At 63.2% G+C, this 23279-nt stretch carries 24 protein-coding genes and 1 pseudogene; 6 read left to right on the forward strand and 19 right to left on the reverse strand.

Features of this window, described 5'->3' with window-relative positions; translation table 11 throughout:
- Position 1: 1 nt before the first annotated feature.
- From erpA to VKR55_RS09010, 3 genes are all read left to right on the forward strand, one after another.
- Positions 2-331: an iron-sulfur cluster insertion protein ErpA gene (gene erpA, locus VKR55_RS09000; RefSeq protein ID WP_324401972.1), complete on the forward strand. Its 330-nt coding sequence runs from the start codon at positions 2-4 to the stop codon at positions 329-331.
- A 9-nt stretch (positions 332-340) separates the two neighbouring features.
- Positions 341-1132 carry an exodeoxyribonuclease III gene (gene xth, locus VKR55_RS09005; protein WP_324401974.1) on the forward strand — a complete coding sequence of 264 codons (792 nt, stop codon included), beginning with the start codon at positions 341-343 and terminating at the stop codon, positions 1130-1132.
- A 105-nt stretch (positions 1133-1237) separates the two neighbouring features.
- On the forward strand, positions 1238-1522 hold the full coding sequence (locus VKR55_RS09010; protein ID WP_324401976.1) for a hypothetical protein: 285 nt from the start codon (positions 1238-1240) through the stop codon (positions 1520-1522).
- Between the two features lie 83 nt (positions 1523-1605).
- Here the strand turns inward: VKR55_RS09010 and VKR55_RS09015 are convergent, their stop codons facing one another.
- From VKR55_RS09015 to VKR55_RS09025, 3 genes and pseudogenes are all read right to left on the reverse strand, one after another.
- On the reverse strand, positions 1606-2421 hold the full coding sequence (locus tag VKR55_RS09015) for a tetratricopeptide repeat protein (RefSeq protein WP_324401978.1): 816 nt from the start codon (positions 2419-2421) through the stop codon (positions 1606-1608).
- Complete coding sequence (gene ilvD / locus VKR55_RS09020) at positions 2408-4132, reverse strand: dihydroxy-acid dehydratase (protein WP_324401980.1); 1725 nt, start codon at positions 4130-4132, stop codon at positions 2408-2410. Before ilvD ends, VKR55_RS09015 begins: the two co-directional genes overlap by 14 nt.
- A 773-nt stretch (positions 4133-4905) precedes the next feature.
- Positions 4906-5663 (reverse strand): annotated as a pseudogene (locus tag VKR55_RS09025) (autotransporter outer membrane beta-barrel domain-containing protein); the annotation flags it as partial.
- Between the two features lie 196 nt (positions 5664-5859).
- Between VKR55_RS09025 and VKR55_RS09030 the strand changes: the two are divergent.
- Positions 5860-6054: a hypothetical protein gene (locus VKR55_RS09030; RefSeq protein WP_324401982.1), complete on the forward strand. Its 195-nt coding sequence runs from the start codon at positions 5860-5862 to the stop codon at positions 6052-6054.
- 29 nt (positions 6055-6083) lie between these two features.
- Here VKR55_RS09030 and VKR55_RS09035 read toward each other — a convergent pair whose 3' ends face one another.
- The 6 genes from VKR55_RS09035 to VKR55_RS09060 form a co-directional block, all read right to left on the reverse strand.
- On the reverse strand, positions 6084-7286 hold the full coding sequence (locus tag VKR55_RS09035; RefSeq protein ID WP_324401984.1) for an FAD-dependent monooxygenase: 1203 nt from the start codon (positions 7284-7286) through the stop codon (positions 6084-6086).
- 15 nt (positions 7287-7301) lie between these two features.
- Positions 7302-7697 carry a hypothetical protein gene (locus tag VKR55_RS09040; RefSeq protein ID WP_324401986.1) on the reverse strand — a complete coding sequence of 132 codons (396 nt, stop codon included), beginning with the start codon at positions 7695-7697 and terminating at the stop codon, positions 7302-7304.
- Between the two features lie 20 nt (positions 7698-7717).
- On the reverse strand, positions 7718-7912 hold the full coding sequence (locus VKR55_RS09045) for a hypothetical protein (protein ID WP_324401988.1): 195 nt from the start codon (positions 7910-7912) through the stop codon (positions 7718-7720).
- A gap of 80 nt (positions 7913-7992) precedes the next feature.
- Positions 7993-8592 carry a 3-phenylpropionate/cinnamic acid dioxygenase subunit beta gene (locus VKR55_RS09050; protein ID WP_324401990.1) on the reverse strand — a complete coding sequence of 200 codons (600 nt, stop codon included), beginning with the start codon at positions 8590-8592 and terminating at the stop codon, positions 7993-7995.
- 11 nt (positions 8593-8603) lie between these two features.
- Positions 8604-9407 carry an SDR family NAD(P)-dependent oxidoreductase gene (locus tag VKR55_RS09055; protein WP_324401992.1) on the reverse strand — a complete coding sequence of 268 codons (804 nt, stop codon included), beginning with the start codon at positions 9405-9407 and terminating at the stop codon, positions 8604-8606.
- Positions 9404-10753 (reverse strand): aromatic ring-hydroxylating oxygenase subunit alpha, encoded by a 1350-nt coding sequence (locus VKR55_RS09060; RefSeq protein ID WP_324401994.1) that lies wholly within the window; start codon positions 10751-10753, stop codon positions 9404-9406. The genes VKR55_RS09055 and VKR55_RS09060 overlap by 4 nt, the downstream gene beginning before the upstream one ends.
- 156 nt (positions 10754-10909) lie before the next feature.
- Between VKR55_RS09060 and VKR55_RS09065 the strand changes: the two genes are divergently transcribed.
- Both VKR55_RS09065 and VKR55_RS09070 read left to right on the forward strand, forming a co-directional pair.
- Positions 10910-11710, forward strand: coding sequence for an IclR family transcriptional regulator (locus VKR55_RS09065; RefSeq protein WP_324401996.1), 801 nt, complete (start codon positions 10910-10912; stop codon positions 11708-11710).
- 218 nt (positions 11711-11928) lie between these two features.
- The gene (locus VKR55_RS09070) at positions 11929-12222 is read left to right on the forward strand and encodes a hypothetical protein (RefSeq protein WP_324401998.1); all 294 of its coding nucleotides are present in this window, start codon (positions 11929-11931) and stop codon (positions 12220-12222) included.
- A 29-nt stretch (positions 12223-12251) separates the two neighbouring features.
- On the opposite strand, the gene VKR55_RS09075 is transcribed toward VKR55_RS09070, so the two are convergent.
- The 10 genes from VKR55_RS09075 to VKR55_RS09120 form a co-directional block, all read right to left on the reverse strand.
- Positions 12252-13553 carry a PQQ-dependent sugar dehydrogenase gene (locus tag VKR55_RS09075; protein ID WP_324402000.1) on the reverse strand — a complete coding sequence of 434 codons (1302 nt, stop codon included), beginning with the start codon at positions 13551-13553 and terminating at the stop codon, positions 12252-12254.
- A gap of 234 nt (positions 13554-13787) precedes the next feature.
- Complete coding sequence (locus VKR55_RS09080) at positions 13788-14759, reverse strand: tripartite tricarboxylate transporter substrate binding protein BugD (RefSeq protein ID WP_324402002.1); 972 nt, start codon at positions 14757-14759, stop codon at positions 13788-13790.
- Between the two features lie 143 nt (positions 14760-14902).
- On the reverse strand, positions 14903-16144 hold the full coding sequence (locus VKR55_RS09085; protein WP_324402004.1) for a threonine synthase: 1242 nt from the start codon (positions 16142-16144) through the stop codon (positions 14903-14905).
- A gap of 161 nt (positions 16145-16305) precedes the next feature.
- The gene (gene lpdA, locus VKR55_RS09090; RefSeq protein ID WP_324402006.1) at positions 16306-17727 is read right to left on the reverse strand and encodes a dihydrolipoyl dehydrogenase; all 1422 of its coding nucleotides are present in this window, start codon (positions 17725-17727) and stop codon (positions 16306-16308) included.
- A 12-nt stretch (positions 17728-17739) separates the two neighbouring features.
- Positions 17740-17985, reverse strand: a complete 246-nt coding sequence (locus VKR55_RS09095; protein ID WP_324402008.1) for a hypothetical protein — start codon at positions 17983-17985, stop codon at positions 17740-17742.
- 24 nt (positions 17986-18009) lie between these two features.
- Positions 18010-19368, reverse strand: a complete 1359-nt coding sequence (locus VKR55_RS09100; protein ID WP_324402010.1) for a pyruvate dehydrogenase complex dihydrolipoamide acetyltransferase — start codon at positions 19366-19368, stop codon at positions 18010-18012.
- A 2-nt stretch (positions 19369-19370) separates the two neighbouring features.
- Entirely contained in the window at positions 19371-19676 is a 306-nt protein-coding gene (locus tag VKR55_RS09105; protein ID WP_324402012.1) for a DUF5076 domain-containing protein, read from the reverse strand.
- A 3-nt stretch (positions 19677-19679) separates the two neighbouring features.
- A complete protein-coding gene (locus tag VKR55_RS09110; protein ID WP_324402014.1) occupies positions 19680-21071 on the reverse strand; it encodes a pyruvate dehydrogenase complex E1 component subunit beta in 1392 nt (463 codons plus the stop codon).
- A 30-nt stretch (positions 21072-21101) separates the two neighbouring features.
- Entirely contained in the window at positions 21102-22142 is a 1041-nt protein-coding gene (gene pdhA / locus VKR55_RS09115) for a pyruvate dehydrogenase (acetyl-transferring) E1 component subunit alpha (protein WP_324402016.1), read from the reverse strand.
- Positions 22143-22279: 137 nt separating this feature from the next.
- Positions 22280-22627 carry an FtsB family cell division protein gene (locus VKR55_RS09120; RefSeq protein ID WP_324402018.1) on the reverse strand — a complete coding sequence of 116 codons (348 nt, stop codon included), beginning with the start codon at positions 22625-22627 and terminating at the stop codon, positions 22280-22282.
- Positions 22628-23279 lie beyond the last annotated feature (652 nt).

Genomic DNA, 23279 nt, shown 5'->3' on the forward strand with positions numbered 1-23279 from the left:
AATGACCACAGCCGTCACCATCAGCGAGCGGGCTGCCCGCCGCATCGGCGAAATCCTCCGGGGTGAAGGCGATGGCGCCATGCTCCGCATCTCCGTGGAGGGCGGCGGCTGCTCCGGCTTCCAATATAAGTTCGATGTCGACCACGCCAAAGCCGAGGACGATCTGGTGATCGAGCGCGATTCCGCGGTCGTCCTGGTCGATCCGGCCTCGGTGCCGTTTTTGGCGGGATCGGAGGTCGATTTTGTCGACGATCTCATCGGCGCTTCTTTCCGTGTGCATAATCCTAACGCCACGGCGTCCTGCGGTTGCGGCACCAGCTTTTCGATCTAGACTTCTCTGATGCGCATCGCGACCTGGAACGTCAATTCGATCCGGCAGCGGCTCGAGCCTTTGCTCGCCTGGCTGAAGGAATGCTCGCCGGACGTCGTCTGCCTGCAGGAGATCAAATGCACGGACGACGCTTTTCCTCGGCTCGAGATCGAGGATCTCGGCTACAACGTCGTCACCCACGGCCAGAAGACTTTTAACGGCGTGGCGTTGCTCTCGAAGCTTCCGTTTGACGAGACCAAATCCGGCCTTGCCGGGGACGACGAGGACGCCCACGCCCGCTTCCTTGAGGGTGTGGTGCCGACCAAGGGCGGCGTGCTCCGCATCGCCTGCCTCTATCTGCCCAACGGCAACCCTGCGAATAGCGACAAATATCCCTATAAGCTCAAGTGGATGTCGCGGCTTCTTGAATATTCGAGGGAGCGACTTAAAGCGGAAGAGCCGCTGATCCTCGCAGGTGACTTTAACGTCATTCCGGCCGCCGAAGACGTCTATAACCCGCCGGCCTGGGTCGACGACGCGCTGTTCCGCCCTACGACCCGCGAAAGCTTCCAGTCGCTGCTTGGTCTTGGCCTCACCGACGCGCTTCGCGCAGTGACGGACGCAGCCGGCCAATACACGTTCTGGGATTACCAGGCCGGTGCCTGGCAGAAGAATTGGGGCCTGCGCATCGATCATCTCTTGATGTCGCCGCAGGCAAGCGACCGGCTGATCGATATTGGCGTCGATTCCTATGTCCGCGCCTGGGAAAAGCCGTCGGACCACGTGCCGGTGTGGGCGGATCTCGATCTCGAGGCGGCGTAAGCGGCCCTGCTCTCCACTCGTTGTTGCACAATTCCCTTTGCGTTCATCGACGCTGTTGACACGACGGTCATTGTTCATGTTATGTTCTTGACACGGAAGGGGCCCATGTCGGACAAAGTGCAATGCCAGACGCACGGCGAGCAGGAGGCGACGTATGTCTGTCGCCATATCATGGACTCGATCGACACTGGAAAGGCTGTCGGTTTTCACTGGCCTCGCGACAGTGACATGTCGCGCCCTGACGCGTGGTGCACGGAGTGCGAGCAGGTCCGCCAATCGGAAGGCGGCGATTGGACGGACACCGCCATGAAATTCGTCGACGTCTCGGTCCTGTGCGGCGGTTGCTATGATCGGGCCAAGGCCATCTGGCTGCGCGCCAGGGCGTCGTGAGAGTTCGCGATATGACGAAGGCTGGCGCCGGAGCGGCCTGCCAAATAAGACGTGCGTCAATTACCGAGCTCTGTACTCTCTGATCAGTCGCGACGGCCCTGCAGCCAGTATTTTATCATCTGGGCCGCCATGGCGCGGTCGTCCTCGCTCGCGCGCGACAGTGCCTGCGCGTAGCTTTCCTTGATCCAGGCTTCGTCCGCGGTGGCGCCGTCGCACGCAAGCGCCATCCACATCAGACCGCGTGCCCGCTGCGGCGGCAGGCGATCGCCGTTGAACAGCATCTGACCGAGCATGGCCTGCGCCTGACGCTGGCCCTTCTGCGCCGCAAGCCCAAGCCAGCGCGCGCCGTAGGTGTAATCGTTCGGCGTTGCATTGGCGGCCTTGAGGTAAAGCTTGCCCAGGTCGAATTGCGCATCCGCGCTGCCGAAATAGGACGCGGCGTAATACAGCATCTCGCGCGCCCGATCCGGATCGGGCTTGAGCGAATTGGGAATGCCGTTCAGGTAATAGCGAGCGAGCTCAACGAAGGCGTTGGCCACGGCTGCCGATTCCGGCAAGGACGGATTGTCCTCCGCATGATCCCTAGCGAGGCGGCTGAAATACTCGAACGCGCGCATGTCGTCGCGCGCCACGCCGTCCCCGGCGGCGTACATCCGCCCGAGCTTCCATTGCGCGATGGCATGGCCGTCCTCGGCGGCATATTCCAGCGCTTTCACCCTATCCGTCGGCATCGGCGCAGGGGTCGCTGCTTTCTTGCTGACGATAGCCGGCGGTCCCGAGATCACGGGGATCGTCGTGTCCTTCTGGTTGACCGGGGCGCCGTCGAACGCAAGCGCGGGCACTGCGACCAGCGCAGTCCCCACCATCAACGCAACAATGGTACGCCTAGATGTCCGCATAGCACTGTTTCTCGTGCGCGCCACCCGGATGGGTTACGGCCCCAGCCACCGCCGGCCCAACCTGCTGGGCATATTTCCAGAGCGCGCCCGACGTGTGATTCGTCTCGCGCGGGCGCCATTTGGTTCTGCGTTCCGCAAGCTCTTTGTCGGTCAATTTTACGTTAAGTGATCCGGCCACCGCGTCGATCTCGATGATGTCGCCGTCCTGAAGCAGCCCGATCGGCCCGCCCACCGCCGCCTCCGGCCCGACGTGGCCAATGCAAAAGCCGCGGGTCGCGCCCGAAAACCGGCCATCGGTGATCAGTGCGATCTTGCCCGAGGTGCCCTGCCCGGTCAGCGCCGCCGTGGTCGAGAGCATCTCTCGCATGCCGGGCCCGCCGCGCGGCCCCTCATAGCGGATGACGATGACCTCGCCTTCCCTGTAGGTGCGCTTCTGCACGGCCTCGAAGGCGTCCTCCTCACAGTCGAAGCAGCGGGCTGGGCCGGTAAAGCTCAGGTTGGACATGCCCGCGACTTTCACGATCGCCCCTTCTGGTGCGAGATTACCTTTCAATCCGACCACACCACCCGTGATGGTGATCGGCTTGTCGGCCGGCCGCACCACGTCCTGGTGCGGGTTCCATTTCACGCTTTTGAGGTTTTCTGCGATCGTGCGGCCGGTGACCGTCAAACAGTCCCCATGCAAATAGCCGTGATCAAGCAGCGTCTTCATCAGCAACGGAATGCCGCCAGCTTCAAACATGTCTTTGGCTACATAACGGCCACCGGGCTTCAAATCCGCGACATAGGGAGTCTTTTTGAAGATTTCCGCCACGTCGAACAGGTCGAACTTGATGCCGGCTTCGTTCGCGATCGCAGGAAGGTGCAAACCCGCATTGGTTGAGCCACCGGATGCCGCGACCACGGCCGCGGCATTCTCCAGCGCCTTGCGGGTGACGATGTCGCGCGGGCGGATATTGGTGCGCACGAGGTCCATGACCCGCTCGCCAGCAGTCATGCAGAAGGCATCGCGGATCTCGTAAGGCGCCGGCGCGCCGGCCGAGTACGGCAGCGCCAGGCCGATCGCCTCGGAGACAGTCGCCATGGTGTTGGCGGTGAATTGTGCGCCGCACGCGCCCGCGGACGGGCACGCCACGCGCTCGATCTCGTCGAGATCGGCGTCCGACATCGCGCCGACGGAGTGCTTGCCGACGGCCTCGAACATGTCCTGCACGGTGACCTGTTGCCCGCGGAAGTTGCCGGGCAGGATTGAGCCGCCATAGATGAAAATCGAGGGCACGTTCAGCCGCACCATCGCCATCATCATGCCCGGCAGCGACTTGTCGCAGCCGGCGAGGCCGACGAGGGCGTCATAGGCGTGACCGCGGACGGTCAATTCGACCGAGTCGGCGATACATTCGCGCGACGGCAGCGAGGAGCGCATGCCGTCGTGGCCCATGGCCATGCCGTCGGTGACAGTGATGGTGCAGAACTCGCGCGGCGTGCCGCCGCCGGCCGAAACGCCCTTCTTCACAGCCTGGGCCTGGCGCATCAGCGCGATATTGCAGGGCGCGGCTTCATTCCAGCAGGAGGCAACCCCAACCAAAGGTTGATGAATCTGCTCAGTGGTCAGCCCCATGGCGTAGAGGTAGGAGCGATGCGGCGCGCGTGCGGGGCCTTCCGTCACGTGACGGCTTGGTAGCCTGCTCTTGATGTTCGTCTTCGCGTCCATCGGCTGAACCTGCTTCCCGGGGCAAGCGCGTTGCCGGACCCGGGGTTCCCTACCCTGCGAAACATCATTTCATGGAGGGGTGTGGCTAAAAAGCGGCGCGAGCACGTTCGAGCCGCGGCGGATGCCAAATGCTCACAGATTGTTGCGTCCGGGCAACATCCGTGGCTCTACGGTAACGCTGGAACGGCAAGGTTCGCAACCCTCCCAGCGTGGGCCTCGCGCTTCGCCTCCTTCCTTGAGGAAGGCGCAAATAGACGTTCTCGCGGCGCGATGCGTCCGAGGGATTGCAAGACCCTCCAAAATGGAGGGCGCAGGGAAAGCCGGATGCTGGTTGCACCCGTGGAAGTACACAAAAGTAATCACCACAGGTTCAACCGGAGCGACCCGGCCTTCCCTGCGCGAGTGGTTTACGGCTTATACGTGTTCTCCCCGGCGTCCGGGCTTGTTAGCCGCCGTCATTCGCAAGTGAGCACTTGCGAACTTGATCCCAGCGTCGGGGGATCAGGACCGCACGATTTCGCCGTCCGCCTTGATCATCGCTCGTCGGGCTAGGCCAAAGCGTCCATCGCATCCCGCAGCCAACGTTCGTGACGACGCGTACGCCCCTCTCCATGGGCACGGGATGCAGGGAGATAATCATTCTTTTCCGAAAAACGGAAGCAAAATATTTTCTACAGAACGGCTTGACATTCCTTCTGATAAAGCGAAGTCGTGCGACGTGATTTGCCCGTCGCCTCACCGTCATTCCGGGGCGGGATGGCAAATCACGCGGGTCACCACGCGTAGCGCACCACGCCCTTGCCGGCGTAGCTGCGCGTGACGCTGGAGAACTCGCCTTCGAAGGTTGCGGCGGCCGACCAGCCGTTGATCCACTTCATTTCCGCTGACGCCGTGGTCAGCGCAGAGTCGGAGGCCTGCGCCGCGCCGTTGACGACGAAGCTTGCGCCGGGCAGCGCCTGGAAGGTCGCCGCGATCGAGCGGTCCGGATTGAAATCATGCGCCCAGGCAAGACGGCCGCGGAGCGTGAAGATGCCGTTCGCCATCGCGAAGGATTTGTCGGTGCGTATGCCAAGTTCGCTGCATTGGCGTTGAACTCGGCGCGCAGCTGATCGATGCCGGCAAGAGCCAGGGTGCGATTGGTGGTGACATCCTGCCAGCCATAGGCGAGCGCGCCGGTGATATAGGCCGCACCATGGGTGTGGCGGACGTAAGCGCCTGCCTGGAACAGATCCGATCGTCCCGAGCCGAGATTGTTGACGCTGAAGCTCGTGCCGCCGCCGGCGAATGCAAAACCTGCGAGGGTGCTCGGCGAGAATAGATAGTCGGCGCCAACCGCAGTGCCGGCGATGCGGCTCGTCGTATCGTTCGAGCCGACGATGGCATTGCCGTCGGTCGATTGCGATCCGCCATAGCCCGCCGCCCACACGCTCCAGCGCTGCACGAACGGCACCGGCGGCGCCTTGGTGAACATCGCAAGCGCATCATTGCTCCGGCGCGCCGCGTAGGTGCTCGCCTGACCGCTTTCATCCGCCGGCCACTGGCGCGCCATAAGCACTATTTTGCGCATAGGTTGGAGGAAGCACCGTTTCCGGGTGGGTGTGTCATTCGAGCGACACTCGCTTGAGTTACCGATCCATTCCGGGCGAAATCATTTACCTTTGCATTTCAAGGCTGTAAGTCCTGGGGAACCCAAAGGGAACTTTTCGCCTGCTCTGGCGTTATCCGGTATGCCCAATTATCCCTCGACGACACATCCCCGCCCCCTGACATCGGAAGAACGCAAGGCCAGGGACGCCGCCAGGCGCGCCGACGCCGAGCAGGCCATGCGCGAGCATGAAGCCGCACAGCGAGCTTTCCACGAAAATCGTAAGCGGTTGAAGGCCGAACGGCTCGCGCGCGAAGCCCGCTCCGCGGGCAAATAGTACCAAGGGCCGCACCCAGGTCCGGCCGATCAGATCGGAGTGCTCAGCGCGTCATAGGTGAAAAGCCAGTCGTAACGCTCGCGCACTTTCTCGGGCTGCCATTCGCGCGAAAGGTATTCATTGGCGCCTTCGGCATTGGCGAGCGCGGGGTTATGGAAGCGCTTGGCGTTCTCGGCCGATTTCACGACGATTGAAGTGGTTCGTGCAAGCCGCGCTTGCTGGAAACGCGGCAGCGCTTCCTCCACCGGAAATTGTTCGAGACAGCGCGCAAGCACGATGCCGTCCTCGATCGCCATGTTGGCGCCCTGTGCCAGAAACGGCAGCGTCGGATGCGCGGCATCGCCGATCACGCAGGCGCGCCCGACGACGAAGCGATCGAGCGGCTCGCGTCCCAGAAGCGCCCATTTGAAGGGCACGTCGACGTTCTCGATGATGGCGTGGACCGCGCCGTTCCATCCCGCAAAGGAGCGGCTGCAGGCTTCGCGGGTGCCCTGCTCGGTCCAGGACTCCACCGGCCAGTTCTCGCCCTCGAAGATGCCGACGAAGTTGAGAAGCTCGCCGCGGCGGACTGGATAAGTGATGACATGACCGCCGGGTCCCACCCAATTGGTGCCGACGTCGCGCTGCATGTCCAGTGGCAGGCGGTTCATCGGCACCAGGCCGCGCCAGGCCGCAACGCCCGCAAAGAACGGTTTTGTATCGCCGCCGATCTGCCGTCGGATTTCAGAGTGGACGCCATCCGCGCCGACCACCACGTCGCCACGTCGCTGCTCACCATTGGCGAGCCCGAGCCAGATTCCGCCGTCGTCTTCCTCAAAACCGGTGCAGCGGCTGCCGACATGCAGCGTCCCCGGCGCGCGGGCGTTGAACGCATCGACCAGCACGCGATGAAAATCACCCCGATGCACCATCCAGTACGGCGCGCCATAGATCGCGCGCGAGGAGGCACCGAGATCGAACAGCTTCCAGGTCCGCCCGGTCGAGAACAGGCGGATCTCCTTGCCCGAGGGTTCGCTGGCGATGCCTTGCATCGCCTCTTCGAGACCGAGTGCGATCAGAACGCGCGTGCCGTTCGAGGAGAGCTGAACGCCGGCGCCGAGCTCGCGCAGCTCGGAGGCCTGCTCGAAAATCTCGACCTCGATGCCGCGCTGGAGCAGCGCCAGCCCCGCGACGAGACCAGCGATGCCCGCGCCGGCGATCAGGACTTTTGGCGGATTTGGCGCTGCGCTCACACCGGCTCCGTGGCGCTATCGACGGCTGATCAGGAAATCGTCGGTGAACTCGCCGCGCGAAACTTTTACAGGGATTTCGCCGTCACTCCCGATCTCCAGGATTTCCGAGCCGGATTTATTCTCCGGCGGCGTCAACAGCTCGATCCGCTCGGCGATGCGCTCGGCCTGCCAATCGGTGAGCTTCCAGGCAAAGCTGCCGCCGAGGTCGCGCATGCCGAACTCATTATCGGCCGGCGTCAGCATCAGCGCATCGCGCGAGGTCGCGCCGGGAATACATTCTCTGACCGCGACCGGCCGCGGATGTTCGGCAAAACGCCTGAGCAGCTTCGCCAGCGCCGCAAGATCGGGGCCCTCGCCGAGAAACAGGAACAGCGGATGGAAATCGCTCGGCATGTATTCAAATCGCAGCATGTGCCCTTCCGTCGTGCGCCCTACTCGCTCAACACTTTCACGATGTCGGTGGCATGGCAGAGCTCGATCGCGCCGACCTCGCCAGGCCGACCCGGCGATTCCAGGGTACGCACCTGCAGCCACTGACCATCGTCCATGTTCTCCACGACTTCGGCGACAACACCTTCCTGCAATTTCAGCCGCGCGCCCACCTTGACGGCCGTGACATCAATCATGACGGCGTTCCTTGCCTCGCAGATCCTCGATGGAGCATGATCTCGCCGGAAAACCGGTACCCACTTTTCCGGATCATGCTCTAAAAGAGCGTGGTCAGATTCTTGGCCAGCAGGACGTTTTGTTCAAGCAGGATTTCGCGCCTGGCGATCTTCCAGCCTTGTTCCGTCAGACGAAGCGTGTCGTTGCGGCGGCCGACGAACATGTAAGTCTCGTACTCGACGCGGTTCTGATAGACCAGAAAGCGCGAGGTGGCGTCGAGCTCCCGCGCGTCGTCGATATTTGGGCGCGCGGCCCTGATCTGCACATTGCTCACCATGTGCGTGATCCGCGACAAGGGCTCCTCGGCATAATGCACGCCTGTCAGGATCTGGTCGATGCGCTTGGTCAGCGTCCATTTGTCCTCGTCGAACCAGCTAATGCCCTCGCCGTGACGCGTGTTCTCGCGCGCGGCGTGCTGGCCGAACTTCACGTTGCGGCGGATCGGCATGAAATAGGTGATGTCTTCGGTGAGCAACGCGAGCCAGTCGCGGAAGCGCCGGTCGTCGAGCAGATCGGCTTCATGGAAATAGAAATCGTCGACATCGGCCTTCAGGCGGTAATAGGCCGGCGATCTCGGCAACGAGGAATTGGCCGGTTGCGGAGCCAGCGCTTGCACCTGATCCTGAACGGTCGCGGTCATGACATGTCCTTTCAAGATTGTCTTGCAGGGATTGGTCCGCCCTGCCCGGCAAAACATCCGACGTCGATGACAGTGCCCGACAGCGTTTCCGCTTCAGGCGTGAGCAGGAACGCCACGACATTGGCGATATCATCGCCGGTGGCGACCCTTCCCGCGGCCGTGCCCGGCGCGCCCTTGCCGAAATGCGCGGCATCGCCGCCGACGCGGCCGAGGCTCATGCCGCTCACGATCCCGCCGCCGCCAGGAATGACGGTATTGACCCGGATGCTCTGGTGAAAGAAATCGTAGGCCATCGCTGCGGAAAGCGCGACGACGCCGCCCTTGCTTGCGCTATAGACCGCCATGTTCGGCTTGCCCCAGCCCGCGCCCGAACCGATGTTGACGATCGAGCCGCCGCCCTGCGCGATCATATGCGGCAGTGCCGCGCGGCTCATCAGATACGGCCCCTTCAGATTGACCGCTATGATCCGGTCGAACAGCGCTTCGTCCGTATCCAGCACAGTGCCGAGCGGGCCGATCGCGGCATTGTTGACGACCGCATCGATGCGGCCGAAGCGCGACAGCGCGCGTTCTGCCACCTTCGCCACATCGGCGGCGCGCGACACGTCCGCCTCCATCAATTCGGCGGAAAGGCCGTCGCACTCGAGCTCCTCGCGGAGCGAGGGAATCGCATCCCGCGCAATGCTGGAAACCTGTGCCGCCTCCAGCCCGAAGGCCGCGACCTGATGACCACGCCGCGCCAGCCTAAGCGTGATCGCACGTCCGATGCCGAACGTGCCGCCGCTGACGAGCACGACTTTTGACGGCGTGCTCATTCGGCGGCCTGACGGTTTGGCGCGGGTGAACCCATCAACTCGTTCCAGTCGCCGCCCTGCATGTAGGTGGCCCAGCGGCGATAGAAGCCGCGCGCGATCTGCTCGGTGATCTGGGTGCTCACTTCACCACCGAGCGGATGGTCGGTGACATAGGCGCCCATCGATTGCTGGTAGTTGAAGGGATAGCGGCGCGCGATCGTGCCGGTGCTGGCCGCGGTCGCATAGAGCCAGTTCTCCATGTCGTCCTGCTCGGTCATGCCGGCGGGCCCCGAGTAGCGCATGTAGTAGCGGCGCAGATAATCCTTGGCTTCGCGTGGTGCGTCCTTGTCGACGAGGAAGAAACGCCAGCCTTCGGTCGAGGTCGGGCTGTGGGGGTGCCAGGCGCAGAGCCCGCGCGGCTGCCGGCCGTGATAGGAGGTATTGGGAAAGATCGTCCCGACAAACGGCAGCAGCTTTGCCTGGTCGCCAAGCCGGCGCTTGCGCTCCTCAAAACAGTGCCGGAAGTATTGTTCCAGGATCGGATTGTCGAGGAACGATTCCACATACTCGTTGGCGTCCGGCTGGATCGCCGAATGCACGCCGTGCCCTTGCGGAAAGCTGATCCAGACGTGCTGCGCCTTCGCAAGCTCGTCGTCGCGGCGGCCCTTCTTGCCGGCGGCCGCGCTCGGGCCGATGCCAATGAGGTCAACGGAGCGGTGGCTCGGGTTGTGATAGGTGTCGCCGAGAAAATTCTCCGCGGCGAATTTCCAATTGGCGGGGAACACCCATTTGTGCACACCGATCACTTCCGAGCCGCCCTCGCGGCCGTCGCGGCAATCGAGCGCCTGATCGAGATGAATCTTGGCGTCGCCGAGATAGGTGATGAAGTCGGGCGCGTCCTTGTCCCAGGTCGCCCAGATCGAGCCCTTGTAGTTATAGAGCTTGGCGACCGAGACCAATGAATTGGCCTCGCGGTCGAGCACGCCCTCGTAGAGCGTGCGGTGCAGCGGCACGCCCTGCAGCTTGCCGTCGGTGGTGTAGGTCCAGCTATGGTATGGGCATGTGAACAACGACGTATTGCCCTGTTCATAGCGGCACACCTTCATGCCGCGATGCCGGCATGAGTTGAGGAAGACGTGGATCTCGCCCCTCTTGTCGCGGCAGAGGATCACGGATTCCTCGCCCATTCGCGAAGTGTAGAAATCACCGGGATTCGGCACCAAGCTCTCGTGACCGACGAGCAGCCAGGCCCGGGTGAAGACCTCGTCCAGCTCCTGCCGGTAGATCTCGGCGTCGACGAAGATCTCGCGACTGATAAAGCCGCGCTTGACGTCAACGAGCGCATCGAAGTCATTCCGTTGGGCCATTGGCTTCTCCTCCCTCGCTATTCGGCGGCGCCATTTCAATCTTCGCGTCATGTCCGTCTGATGGACATAATTTTCATTTTCGTGATAGTATTGCACCGGGCCGAACGGTCAAGCGCGTTTGTGCGCGGCCGGCCCCTGCAAAATCGGATGCTGTCGATGACGAAGAAGCCCAGAGCGAATTTGGTGAAGGCCGGTGGCGAAAACGGAGCCGCCGGCGTGCGCGCGGTCGACCGCGCGATTGCCATCCTGCAATGCTTCACGCCGGATCAGCCGGCGCTATCCGTGATCGAGATCCAGAAGCGCGTGGGCTTGAGCCGGCCGACCCTCTACCGGCTCTTGCAGACGCTCGCGCAGCGCGACCTCATTCTCAGCGAGGGCGATCCGCAGCGTTTTCGGCTCGCCCATGGTGTGATGAAGCTGTCGCATGTCTGGCTGAAAGGCCTCGACGTCGTCGCCTTGGCGCGCGGGATCGTCGAGGGCCTGCGTGAGGCGAGCGGCGAGACCGCGGCGCTGTTCAGATTGCAGGAAGATCGCGGCATCTGCATTCTGGAATTCGAGAGCCGGCACGTGCTCTCCATCAGCCGCGGCGTCGGCGACAGTCTGAGCGTCACCACGGGGGCCACCGGCAAAGCCATGCTCGCCTTCATGGAGCAGGAACGCCAGACTGAATTCCTGTTGACGATCCCCAAAGGAGCGCAGCGCGCGCGCCTTGAAGAAGAGATCAAATTTGCGCGAAAGCATGGCTATGCGACGAGCAACAGCGAGATTTTCGTCGGTGCGGTCGCGGTTTCGGCGCCGTATTTCGACCATCGTGGCAGCGTCGTCGGCTCGATCGGAATTTACGGCCCGAGCGCCCGCGTGAACGAGCGGAAGATGCTCGAATATTCAAAGCTGGTCCGCCAAGCGGGGCGGCAAATCTCCGTCCTGCTCGGCTCGCCGCGGAGCGAGCAGGTGTAGCTGCGCTGATCGGGCTCATTTTCGGGAATTGTTCCACCTCGATCACGACCAACGCTCGGAGCGATGTTCCCCGCGTGAATCGCACTTCCATTTGCTGCCACTCGGAACACTTTCCCCGTTGATCGGTTCACCCCGCTTGAAAGCGAGCCACGAGAAGCGTGGCGTCGAGAAGGGCCGCCTGCCCAAAATTGCAGCTCGCGCACACACAGGAGCAGCCCATGAAACTGAATGAAACGCAGGTGAAGCAAACCTTGAATCAAATGGATGCCCACGTTCTTCCCGATAGTCATCCAGCGGTGACACAATTGACCACCATGTTCGGAGATCACACCTTCTTCCTGGACAAGCGCGGTCTCAACGTGCTGGAGCCGGCTGAGACGCCGGAGACGGGAATGCAGTCCGGCGAGGTCCTCAACCTCGCGGACTGGACCGATGCATCGCTCACGAGCCTGACACCGCACGAACCGGAGTCCACCGGCACGATTGTGGTGTTCCGCGAAACCACGCACTGAAGACGCGCTGGCTGGCTCTGCGGCAATGGCTACGCAGCCGTGACGCGCCAAATGACGTTGCCGACATCATCCGCGATCAGAAGTGAACGCTCCGGGCCGAGCGCGACGCCGACCGGCCGCCCGTAGGATTCGGTCTCATCGGGCGCGAGGAATCCGGAGAGGATGTCCCGCGCCGGGCCGGACGGGCGGCCATTCTCGAACGGCACGAACACGACCTTGTAGCCGCTGAGCGTCGAGCGATTCCAGGAGCCATGCTGGCCGATCGCCATGCCGTCGGGAAATCCGGGAAGCGTGCCGGCGGGCATCCAGCACAATCCGAGCGAAGCAGTATGCCCGCCGAGCGCGTAGTCCGGCGTGATGGCCTTGGCCACCATGGCCGGATTCTGCGGCACCCGCTCGTCCACAGTCTGCCCCCAATAGCAGTAGGGCCAACCGTAGAAGCCGCCGTCGCGCACCGCGGTCAGATAGTCGGGCGGCGTCTCGTCGCCGAGGCCATCGCGCTCGTTGACGACGGTCCACAGCACGCCGCTTTTTGGCTCCCATGCGAGCCCTACGGCATTGCGCAGCCCACTGGCGAAGATGCGGTTGGTGCCTTTCGCAAGATCGAGCTCATAGATTGCGGCGCGGCCCTCCTCCACCTCCATGCCGTCATCGGCGATGTTGGTGGATGAGCCGACGCCGGCATAAAGCTTCGTTCGATCGGGGCTTGGCAGCAGGCTGCGCGTCCAATGTCCGCCAGGCTTGAAGGTCACGAGCGTCTTGCCGGCAGCGGTGATGCTGTCCGCACCTGCCACATAGGGAAAAGCCACGACGCCGTCGGTGTTGCCGACATAGAAAGTGTCGTCCACGAGCGCCATGCCGAACGGCTGGTTCAATCCTTCCATGAAGGTCTTGCGCGTTTCGGCGACTCCGTCGCCGTCCAGGTCGCGCAGCAAGGTGATGCGGTTCGCACTGACGCCGAGCGCCGCGGCGCGGCGCATCGTCGCCTGCATCGCATAGTGGAACACGCTTCGGGGATGACCCGCGACCTGCGTCGACTCGGCAATCAGCACATCGCCATTGGGCATCACGTTGATCCAGCGCGGATGGTCGAGACCGGCCGCGAACGCGTTGACCTTGAGACCGGGCGCTGCAGTCGGCTTGTGCCCGGCGGCCCATCCCCTCGCTGTCGGCATCTTCAGCGTCGGGATCGCGCCTTGCGGCTTCGCAGCCGGGATCACTGGTGCGTGACCCCACGCCTCCTCCTGCGGCACGCCCTGGAACCGGCGCCACCGCAGCGCGGCGCCTCCGACCAGCGCGACGACGCGCGCAAACATGCTGGAAAAGCTCATGAATTCCCCTGTTGACCGCGAACACCCTCCGGTACCGGAGGGGTCGGAACCCTGGAAGGGTCGCTTAGACCCGATGCCGATGACAGTAGTTATACGATCTTACTGTCCGTAACCGAATCGGGGAGATTGGGCTTGCGCTCTTCGTCAGGGCGCTTCCTCCCTAAACTTGCGCCCGCCTCAAATGGCGGGCTCCCTTTTCGCGACACCGCCAAACCGCGCAGGGCAGATCGCGGCTCATTCCACCTTCACATTGGCAGCCTTGATGATCGGCCACCATTTGGCGATCTCGGCCTTCTGCCAATCACCGAGCGCTTCCGGCGTCGACTGGCTGGCGGGCGGCATCCTCAGGCCAAGGTTTTCGAGCTGCTTCTTCACCTGCGGATCGGCCAAAGCCTCGTTGGCTGCCTTGTTGAGCTTGTCGATGATCGGCTTCGGTGTGCCCTTCGGCGCCCACAGGCCCGACCACAGCGTCATGTGAAAATTCGGCAAGCCGGCTTCATCGGTGGTCGGAATGTCCTGCGCCTGATCGCTCCGCCTTGAATCGGTGACGGCATAGGCGCGGATGTTCCCTGCCCTCACCTGGTTGATCGAATTGGAGAGCTGGTCGACGATGATGTCGATCTGGCCGGCGACGAGATCGTTGAGGGCCGGAGCCGTGCCGCGATAAGGCACGAACTGCACCGACACGCCCGCGGCCTTCTCGAAGGCAAGTCCCGCGATGTGGCTCCCAGAGCCCGCGCCTGCCGTGCCGGCGGTCGCCGGCTGTGGCCGCGACTTAAGCCACGCGATCAGGTCCTTGAGCGTCTTGGCCGGCACCGCGTTCCTGCTGACGATGACCATGGGGTTGCTCGGCAACAGCACGATCGGCTCGAGATCGGTGACGAGATCGTAATTGAGCTTGTAGATCGCACCGTTGGCGACATGGGTGCCGAGATGGCCAAAGCCGATGGTGTAGCCGTCGGGTGCGGAGTGAACCACGCGGCCGACGCCGATCGAGCCGCCGGCGCCGGTGATGTCCTCGACCACGATCGATTGGCCAAGCGAGCGCTTCATGCCTTCGCCAAGGATGCGCATCATCGCATCCGAAGGCCCGCCCGCGGCGAACGGCACCACCACGGTGACCGGCCGTGTCGGATAGTCTTCCGCGAGCGCGGGTTCAGCCAATGCAAAAATTGCGATTAGCGTAGCGAGAATTGGTCTAAACATCGTCACTCCTCCGACGCCGCACCATCGCAATTGCGAGGAGCCAACGGGTCCGCGCGAAGCGCGGCCCGATGACAGGCTCCGCGACGAAGCAATCCATTCCTTCGTCGCGGCATGGATTGCTTCGCTTCGCTCGCAATGACGGCCTATAGACTCGCGTAGTCGATCGGCTTGAAGCGATCGAGCGTGCGCGTGACCGGCGGCAGCGGACATTTGAGACCCGTAGCGCAATTGAACAGCATCACGCGATCGCTTTTCGCAACACGCCCATCGGCGAGGCTTTGCTGATAGGCGGCGTAGGTCGCGGCGCCCTCGGGGCAGAGCAGGAGGCCCTCCTCGCGCGCGACTTCGTTCAGCGCAGCAGAAATAGTCTCGTCGCTGACCGCGATTGCAAAGCCTTTGCTCTCGCGCACCGCACGCAGGATCAGGAAATCGCCGACCGCCTGCGGCACGCGGATGCCGGAGGCGATCGTATGCGCGTCCTCCCAGCGCGGCGCGTGCTCGCTGCCTGCCTCATAGGCACGCACCATCGGCGCGCAGCCGGCGGCCTGCACCGCAACCATGCGCGGGCGTTTTGCACCAATGAAGCCGATTGCCTCAAGCTCGGCGAATGCCTTCCACATGCCGATCAGTCCGGTGCCGCCGCCGGTCGGATAGAAGATCACGTCCGGCACCTCCCAGCCGAGCTGTTCGGCGAGCTCGAGCCCCATCGTCTTCTTGCCCTCGATGCGGTACGGCTCCTTCAGGGTCGAGGTATCAAACCAACCGACCTTGGCCTTGCCCTCGCCGACGATCTTGCCGCAATCATCGATCAGGCCGTTGACGCGATAGACGGTCGCACCCTGCAGCTCGATCTCGCTGACATTCACCTCCGGCGTATCGGCCGGGCAGAAGATCGTGGTCTTGATGCCGCAGCTCGTCGCATAGGCCGCGAGCGCAGCACCGGCATTGCCGTTGGTCGGCATCGCCATGTGCTTGACGCCGAGCGCCTTGCCCATCGACACCGCCATGACCAGGCCGCGCGCCTTGAACGAGCCGGTCGGCAACCGTCCCTCGTCCTTCACGATGATCTCGCCGCCGCCGAGCTTCTTCGACAGCCGTGGCAAGCGGATCAGCGGCGTCATGACCTCGCCGAGGCTGACGATGTCCTTGCATTTGCGGACCGGCAACAGCTCGCGGTAGCGCCACATGTCTGCCGGGCGCTGTGCCAGCGCGTCCTTGGTCAGCGCCTTCTTCGCGCCCGCGAGGTCGTAGCGCACCAGCAGCGGCTTGCCGGCCTTGGAGAGATTGTGGATCTGGTCGGCGGGATAGTGATCGCCTTCCATCGCGCATTCGAGATGGGTGACGAAGGTCGGACGTTCGATGGTGAGGTTGTCGTTGTCGTGCACGGCTTGGTTCTTTCTCTTACGTTCTTCCGAGCAGCGCTAACCTGCCAGCTCGTCATTGCCGGGCTTGACCCGGCAATCCATCCCTCTTGAAAAAGATTGTTCGCTGGATGGATGCGCGGGTCAAGCCCGCGCATGACGAATTGAGATGGCCGCTGTCGCCGTCAAATATTCAACACCCTCCCGTAGGCGTCGAGCACGGCCTCCTTCATCATTTCCGACAAGGTCGGATGCGGGAATACCGTGTGCATCAGTTCTTCTTCCGTCGTCTCCAGGTTCATGGCGACGACATAGCCCTGGATCAGCTCGGTGACCTCGGCGCCGATCATGTGCGCGCCGAGGAGCTGGCCGGTCTTCTTGTCGAAGACGACCTTGACCAAGCCCTGATCCTCGCCGAGCGCGATGGCCTTGCCGTTGCCGACAAAGGGGAAGCGGCCGACACGGATTTCGCGGCCCCCCTCCTTCGCCCTGGCCTCGGTGAGACCCACCGACGCGACCTGCGGATTGCAATAGGTGCAGCCGGGAATGAGGTTCTTGTCCATCGGGTGCGGATGAAGGCCCTTGATCGCCTCGACGCAGACCACGCCCTCGTGCTCGGCCTTGTGCGCGAGCATCGGCGGGCCTGCGACATCGCCGATCGCGTAGATGCCGGGCACGTTGGTCTTGCATAGGCCGTCGATGACGATGCAACCGCGATCGGTCTTCACCCCGAGCTTCTCGAGCCCGAGGTTTTCGATATTGCCGACCACCCCGACCGCGGAGATCACGCGCTCGAACTCGGTCGTGACCGGCTTGCCCTTGCCGTCATCGATGGTCGCGACCACGCTGTCGGCTTTCTTCTCAAGTTTTGTGACCTTGGTCGACGTGAGAATCTTGATGCCCTGCTTCTCGAAGCGTTTGCGCGCCAGCCCTGCGATCTCGGCATCCTCGACGGGCAGGATCTGCGGCAGCACTTCGACCACGGTGACGTCGGAGCCCATGGTGTGGAAGAACGATGCGAACTCGATGCCGATCGCGCCCGAGCCGACCACCAGAAGCGACTTCGGCATCCGATCCGGCACCATCGCCTCGAAATAGGTCCAGATGAGCTTCTTGTCGGACTCGAGGCCCGGCAGCACGCGCGGTCGCGCGCCGGTCGCGATGATGATGTGCTTCGCCTGATAGGCGCCCTCGCCCAGCGAGCCCTTCGGGCCTTCGACCGGCGATTTCTTCACCGTGAGCTTGCCGGGCGCATCGATCGACGCGTCGCCCCAGATGACCGAGACCTTGTTCTTCTTCATCAGGAAGCCGACGCCATCGTTGAGGCGTTTTGACACGCCGCGCGAGCGCTGCACCACCGCCTTGGCGTCGTAGCCGACCTTCTCGGCCGACAGCCCATAGTCCTTGGCGTGCTGCATGTAGTGGTAGATCTCGGCCGAACGCAGCAGCGCCTTGGTCGGGATGCAGCCCCAGTTCAGGCAGATGCCGCCGAGATAGGCCTTCTCGACAATCGCGGTCTTGAAACCGAGCTGGGCTGCGCGGATCGCCGTGACGTATCCGCCCGGACCGGAGCCGATGATGATGACGTCGAAGGATGTGTCGGCCATGGCGGCTCCCGTTCAACTCTTGATGTCGCTTGCGCCGCGGGCGCGGCGCCTTGAGATAATCACCCTGACCAGCCATTCCAGCCCGCCGATCAGGGCCAGAATGCCGAGGCCAACACAGACGAGGAACTGGGCGATGCCTCGTGACAGCGCTTCGCCGGAGAAGATGGCGTCGTGAAGGATTTCGCGGCCGGGCGGGCTGACGATGACGAGGACCGCGAGCAGCAGCGAGATCCAGGGCCAGCGCGTTCGGACATTCAACGTCGTCCCCTTCGCCCTTAAGCCTCACACCATCATCATGACCGGATTTTCGATCAGCCGCCTGAACTCGCCGATCAGCTCGGCGCCGAGGGCGCCGTCGATGGCGCGGTGATCGCAGGAGAGCGTCACGCTCATGATACTCGCGATCTCGATCTTGCCGCCGCGCACCACCGCACGCTCCTCGCTGGTGCCGACCGCCAGAATCGTCGCATGCGGCGGGTTGATCACGGCGGTGAAATCCTTGATGCCGTACATGCCGAGGTTGGAGACCGCGGTGGTGCCGCCCTGATATTCCTCGGGCTTGAGCTTTCGCGCGCGGGCGCGCGCGGCGAAATCCTTCATCTCGTTGGAGATGACGGACAACGTCTTGGTCTCCGCTTTGCGGATGATCGGCGTGATCAGGCCGCCCGGCATCGCGACCGCGACACCGACGTCGGAATGCTTGTGCTTGATCATGCCGCCTTCCGACCAGCTTACATTGCAGTTCGGAATCTTCTGCAGCGCGATCGCCATCGCCTTGATGACGAAGTCGTTGACCGAGATCTTGTAGAGCGGCTTCTTTTCCTTGTCCTTCGGCGCGGCAGCGTTGATCTCCTCGCGCGCGAGGAGGAGCTTGCCGATGTCGCAATCGATGGTGAGATAGAAATGCGGGACGTTCTGCACCGATGCGGTCAGGCGCTGCGCAATGGTGCGGCGCATGCCGTCATGCGGTACGATCTCGTAGGAGCCCGGCTCGAACAGCGCCAGAATCTGCTTGTCCGACATCGACGGCGCCAGCGCTGGCCCGGCGGCGGGTGCTGCGGCCGGCGCCTTCAGGCCCTTGCCGGACTTCGCCTCCTCGACGTCGCGCGCGATGATGCGGCCGTGCGGACCGGTGCCGGCGATACGGCCGAGCTCGATGCCGGCGTCTTTCGCCAGGCGTCGCGCGAGCGGCGAAGAGAAGATGCGGCCATGGCCGTTGGCTTGCGGCGCGGGTGACGCCGCCATTGGCGCGGGCGCCGCGGCAGGCTTTGGCGCAGGCGCCGCCGCGGGCGGCGGGGCGGCAGCCGGCTTGGGCGCCGGCGCTTCGGCTTTCGCGGGCGCGGGCGCCGCACTGGGCTTCGCGGCGCCGGCAGAGGCGCCAGCCGCCTTCACATCTTCGCCGTCACCGGCGAGCACCGCGATCACGTCATTGACCGGGACGTCCTGTGTGCCCTCGGGCACCAGAATCTTCGCAATGGTCCCCTCGTCGATCGCCTCGACCTCCATGGTCGCCTTGTCGGTCTCGATCTCGGCGATCACGTCGCCGGATTTGACCTTGTCGCCTTCCTTCTTGAGCCACTTGGCAAGGTTGCCCTTTTCCATCGTGGGCGACAGCGCGGGCATCAGGATGTTGATCGGCATTGTCAGTGACCCTGTTGCGACCGCGGCACGGTCTTGCCCGTGTCGGTCGGCCGCTCGATTTCGGCTTCGAACATGTCGACGATGCGCGCCAGCGCCTCGTCTTCGGTGATGTCGCTTTCGCGCGCATAGGCGCGCGCGGCATGGCGGGCGATATCGACGAGCATGAGGCCCCACATGTCAGGCTCCTCGAAGGCGCGCTGAAATGCGATGGAGAGCCCGCCGTCGACGACGAACGCGCGCAGCACCTCGACGGCGTCTTCGCGCCCCATCACGTCAGGCGGCAGCGGTTGCTCCTTGGGACCTGCCATGCTTCACCGATAGGAAACGGCCTTGGCGGCTTCCACCACCTCGGCCACGGAGGGCAATGCCAGCTTTTCCAGGTTCGCGGCATAGGGCATCGGTACGTCCTTGCCGGAGACGCGCGCAACCGGCGCATCGAGATAGTCGAAGGCGTGCTCCATCAGGCGGGCGGCGACTTCCGCGCCGACGCCGGATTGCTGCCAGCCTTCCTCGACGCAGACCGCGCGTCCGGTCTTCTTGACCGACGCCACGATGGTCTCGGTATCCATCGGGCGCAACGTGCGCAGGTCGATCACCTCGGCCTCGATCCCTTCCTTGGCCAGTTCGTCGGCGGCTTTAAGCGAATAGGTCATGCCGTTCGACCAGGAGATGATGGTGACGTGCTGGCCTTGCCGCGCCACGCGCGCCTTGCCGATCGGGATCACGTAATCGTCGAGCTTCGGCACCGGGCCGCTATGGCCGTACAAGACCTCGTTCTCGAGGAAAATCACCGGATTGGGATCGCGGATCGCGGCCTTCAACAAGCCCTTGTAATCGGCGGCCGAGAACGGCGCGATCACCTTGAGCCCCGGAATCTGCGAGTACCAGGCCGCATAATCCTGGCTGTGCTGGGCGGCGACGCGCGCGGCGGCGCCATTGGGCCCGCGGAACACGATCGAGCAGCCCATCTGACCGCCGGACATGTAAAGCGTCTTGGCTGCGGAGTTGATGATCTGGTCCATCGCCTGCATGGCGAAGTTGAAGGTCATGAACTCGACGATCGGCTTGAGGCCGGCCATGGCTGCGCCAATGCCAACGCCGGCAAAGCCATGCTCGGTGATCGGTGTGTCGATGACGCGTTTCGGGCCGAACTCCTGCAACAGGCCCTGCGAGACCTTGTAGGCGCCCTGATACTCCGCGACCTCCTCGCCCATAAGAAAGACATCGGGATCGCGCCGCATCTCTTCGGCCATGGCGTCGCGCAGCGCCTCGCGGATGGTCTGCGTGATCATCTCGGTGCCGGCAGGAACTTCGGGATCGGGCTCGGCGACCACCTGCGGCGCGGCCGGCGCAGCCTTGGGCTGCGGCGCTTCGGCTTTGGCCTGAGCAGGCGGCGCGGCTTCGACAGGCTTTTCTGCCTTGGCCGGCGCCGGCGCTTTGGCAAGATCAGCAGCGCTTTCGCCATCCGCCAGAATGGTCGCGATCGGCGTGTTGACGGCGACGTCGGCGGTGCCTTCCGGAATCAGGATCTGGCCGAGCTTGCCTTCATCGGTCGCCTCGACCTCCATCGTCGCCTTATCAGTCTCGATCTCGGCGATGACGTCGCCGGACTTGATGGTGTCGCCTTCCTTTTTCAGCCACTTCGCCAGATTGCCCTTTTCCATGGTGGGCGAGAGCGCAGGCATCAGCACTTGAATGGGCATGGTTACTCCGGAAATTAGCTGGCGTGCGCCTTAGCGGTAGACGTCGGTATAGAGCTCGGCAACGTCGGGCTCGGGATCGTGCTGCGCGAAGTCCGCCGCGGCATTGACGATCTCGCGCACTTGCGCGTCGATGTCCTTCAATTCCTGCTCGCTGATCTTCGCAGCCAACAGGCGGTTGCGCACCTGCTCGATCGGGTCCTGATCGTGGCGGACTTTTTCGACCTCCTCGCGGGTCCGGTACTTCGCGGGATCCGACATCGAATGGCCGCGATAGCGATAGGTCTGCATTTCGAGGATGTAAGGACCCTTGCCGGCGCGGCACCAGGCGATCGCCTGCTCGCCGGCGGCCTTCACCGCGCGAACATCCATGCCGTCGACCTGTTCGCCGGGGATATTAAACGAGGCGCCGCGCTTGGAAAAATCGGTCTGCGCCGAAGAGCGCTTCACCGAGGTGCCCATGGCATAGCGGTTGTTCTCGATGACATAGACCACCGGCAGCTTCCACAGCTCGGCCATGTTGAAGCTTTCATAGACCTGGCCCTGGTTGGCAGCGCCATCGCCGAAATAAGTCACGCTCACGGAATCATTGCCGCGATAGAAATTGGCGAAACCGAGCCCGGTGCCGAGCGAGACCTGCGCGCCGACGATGCCGTGGCCGCCGTAGAAGTGCTCGGCCTTCGAGAACATGTGCATCGAGCCGCCCTTGCCCCTGGAATAGCCGCCGCGGCGGCCGGTCAGCTCGGCCATCACGCCCTTGGCTTCCATGCCGGTTGCCAGCATGTGCCCGTGGTCCCGGTAACCCGTTATGACCTGGTCGCCCTTCTTCAGCGCCATCTGCATGCCGACCACGACGGCCTCCTGGCCGATATAAAGGTGGCAGAAGCCGCCGATCGCGCCCATGCCATAGAGCTGGCCGGCCTTCTCCTCGAAGCGCCGGATCAGAAGCATGTCGCGCAGCGCCTTGAATTCCTGCTCTTTGGTGAACTCCGGCGGCGAACCGTTGGTCGTGCCTTGCTCCTTTTCCTGCCCCTTCCCGTCAGTTTTGCTGTCAGTCTTTTTGGGTGTGGCCATGGCAAATCCGGCTGAAAAGAGAGAATGGATGGCCCTCTCTAACCCAACTCATTCCGGGGTGGAAGGATTGCGTGGCGCGTGGAAAGATTTGCTATGCCGCAGTGCAATGCGGCATGAAACTTTCGAAATCGAATGGCCTAATTTTTGGAATCGGACTGCGCCGATGGTGCGCGCTGTGGGATCATGCGCACCAGATCATGCGGATTTGCATAATCGAGCTCGAAGCGCGCGCGCTCGTCCAGCATGTCGGGGTCGACCCGGTCGGAACGCAGCAGCGAGACGCGATGCTCGTCATCCGCCCGCTCGCGTTTGAGCTGCGCGAGCTCTGAGGTCAGGGAGACCATCTCCTGGTCGAGTTCCTGCTGCGCGTTGAGGCCATATTTGCCGGTGTAGGCATTGACGCCGAAATAGCCGATCAGCGCGGCCGCCATCGTATAGAGGGCGAGCCCCGTCAGCACGGATCTGAGGCGCGAGCGGGAGACCATGACCGACCATGCGACGGCTCGGTTAAGGAAGGGCTAACCGCTGCCCTTCCCATCACGAGGCTTCGAGGGGTCTCTGTTCGTCATGCCCGGGCGAGTTTCGACCGAGACCGACATTCGTTGAAAACGGAGATTTAACAGGCTGTTGAAGAAGTAGCCAATCGGCGTGCGATAAAAGGAATGTCGTCGCTGCCTCCCATGTGAACTCGACGGTATCACCTTCGCAATGGCCATGTATTGCCCCTGTGAGGCAGGCAATCCAGGGCGAACTTGCCGCCTTCGTTTGCGAACAGAACATAAGAGCCCGGCCCAGCCAAGTCGTAGTCAGGCGTTTCCACGACACGCCATTTGCCCCGCAGCGCATGGCTGCACCGCCAGCAGCTTGGGCGGCTGAGATTGTAGGCCGCAAACGCCAACGTAAAGGGGGCGTCCACAACTCGCGCACCCGCAGCTTCACCTTGGCCAGATCGGTGGAACTTTTGATCCACCCGAACACTTCCTCGATCCCTCTTGCCGTAACCATCCGGCGAGTACCGCGGGGAACTGAACTTGCGATGTTCAAAAGGGATGGAACAATCCTTCGGACCTTAGCGTGTCAATCGCTTCGGCGAGAGTAAGGCTGCGATGCAGGCAGAACCATTCTCCGGTGTGGCGA

It is taken from the genome of Bradyrhizobium sp. (assembly GCF_035309285.1).
Lineage (GTDB): Bacteria > Pseudomonadota > Alphaproteobacteria > Rhizobiales > Xanthobacteraceae > Bradyrhizobium.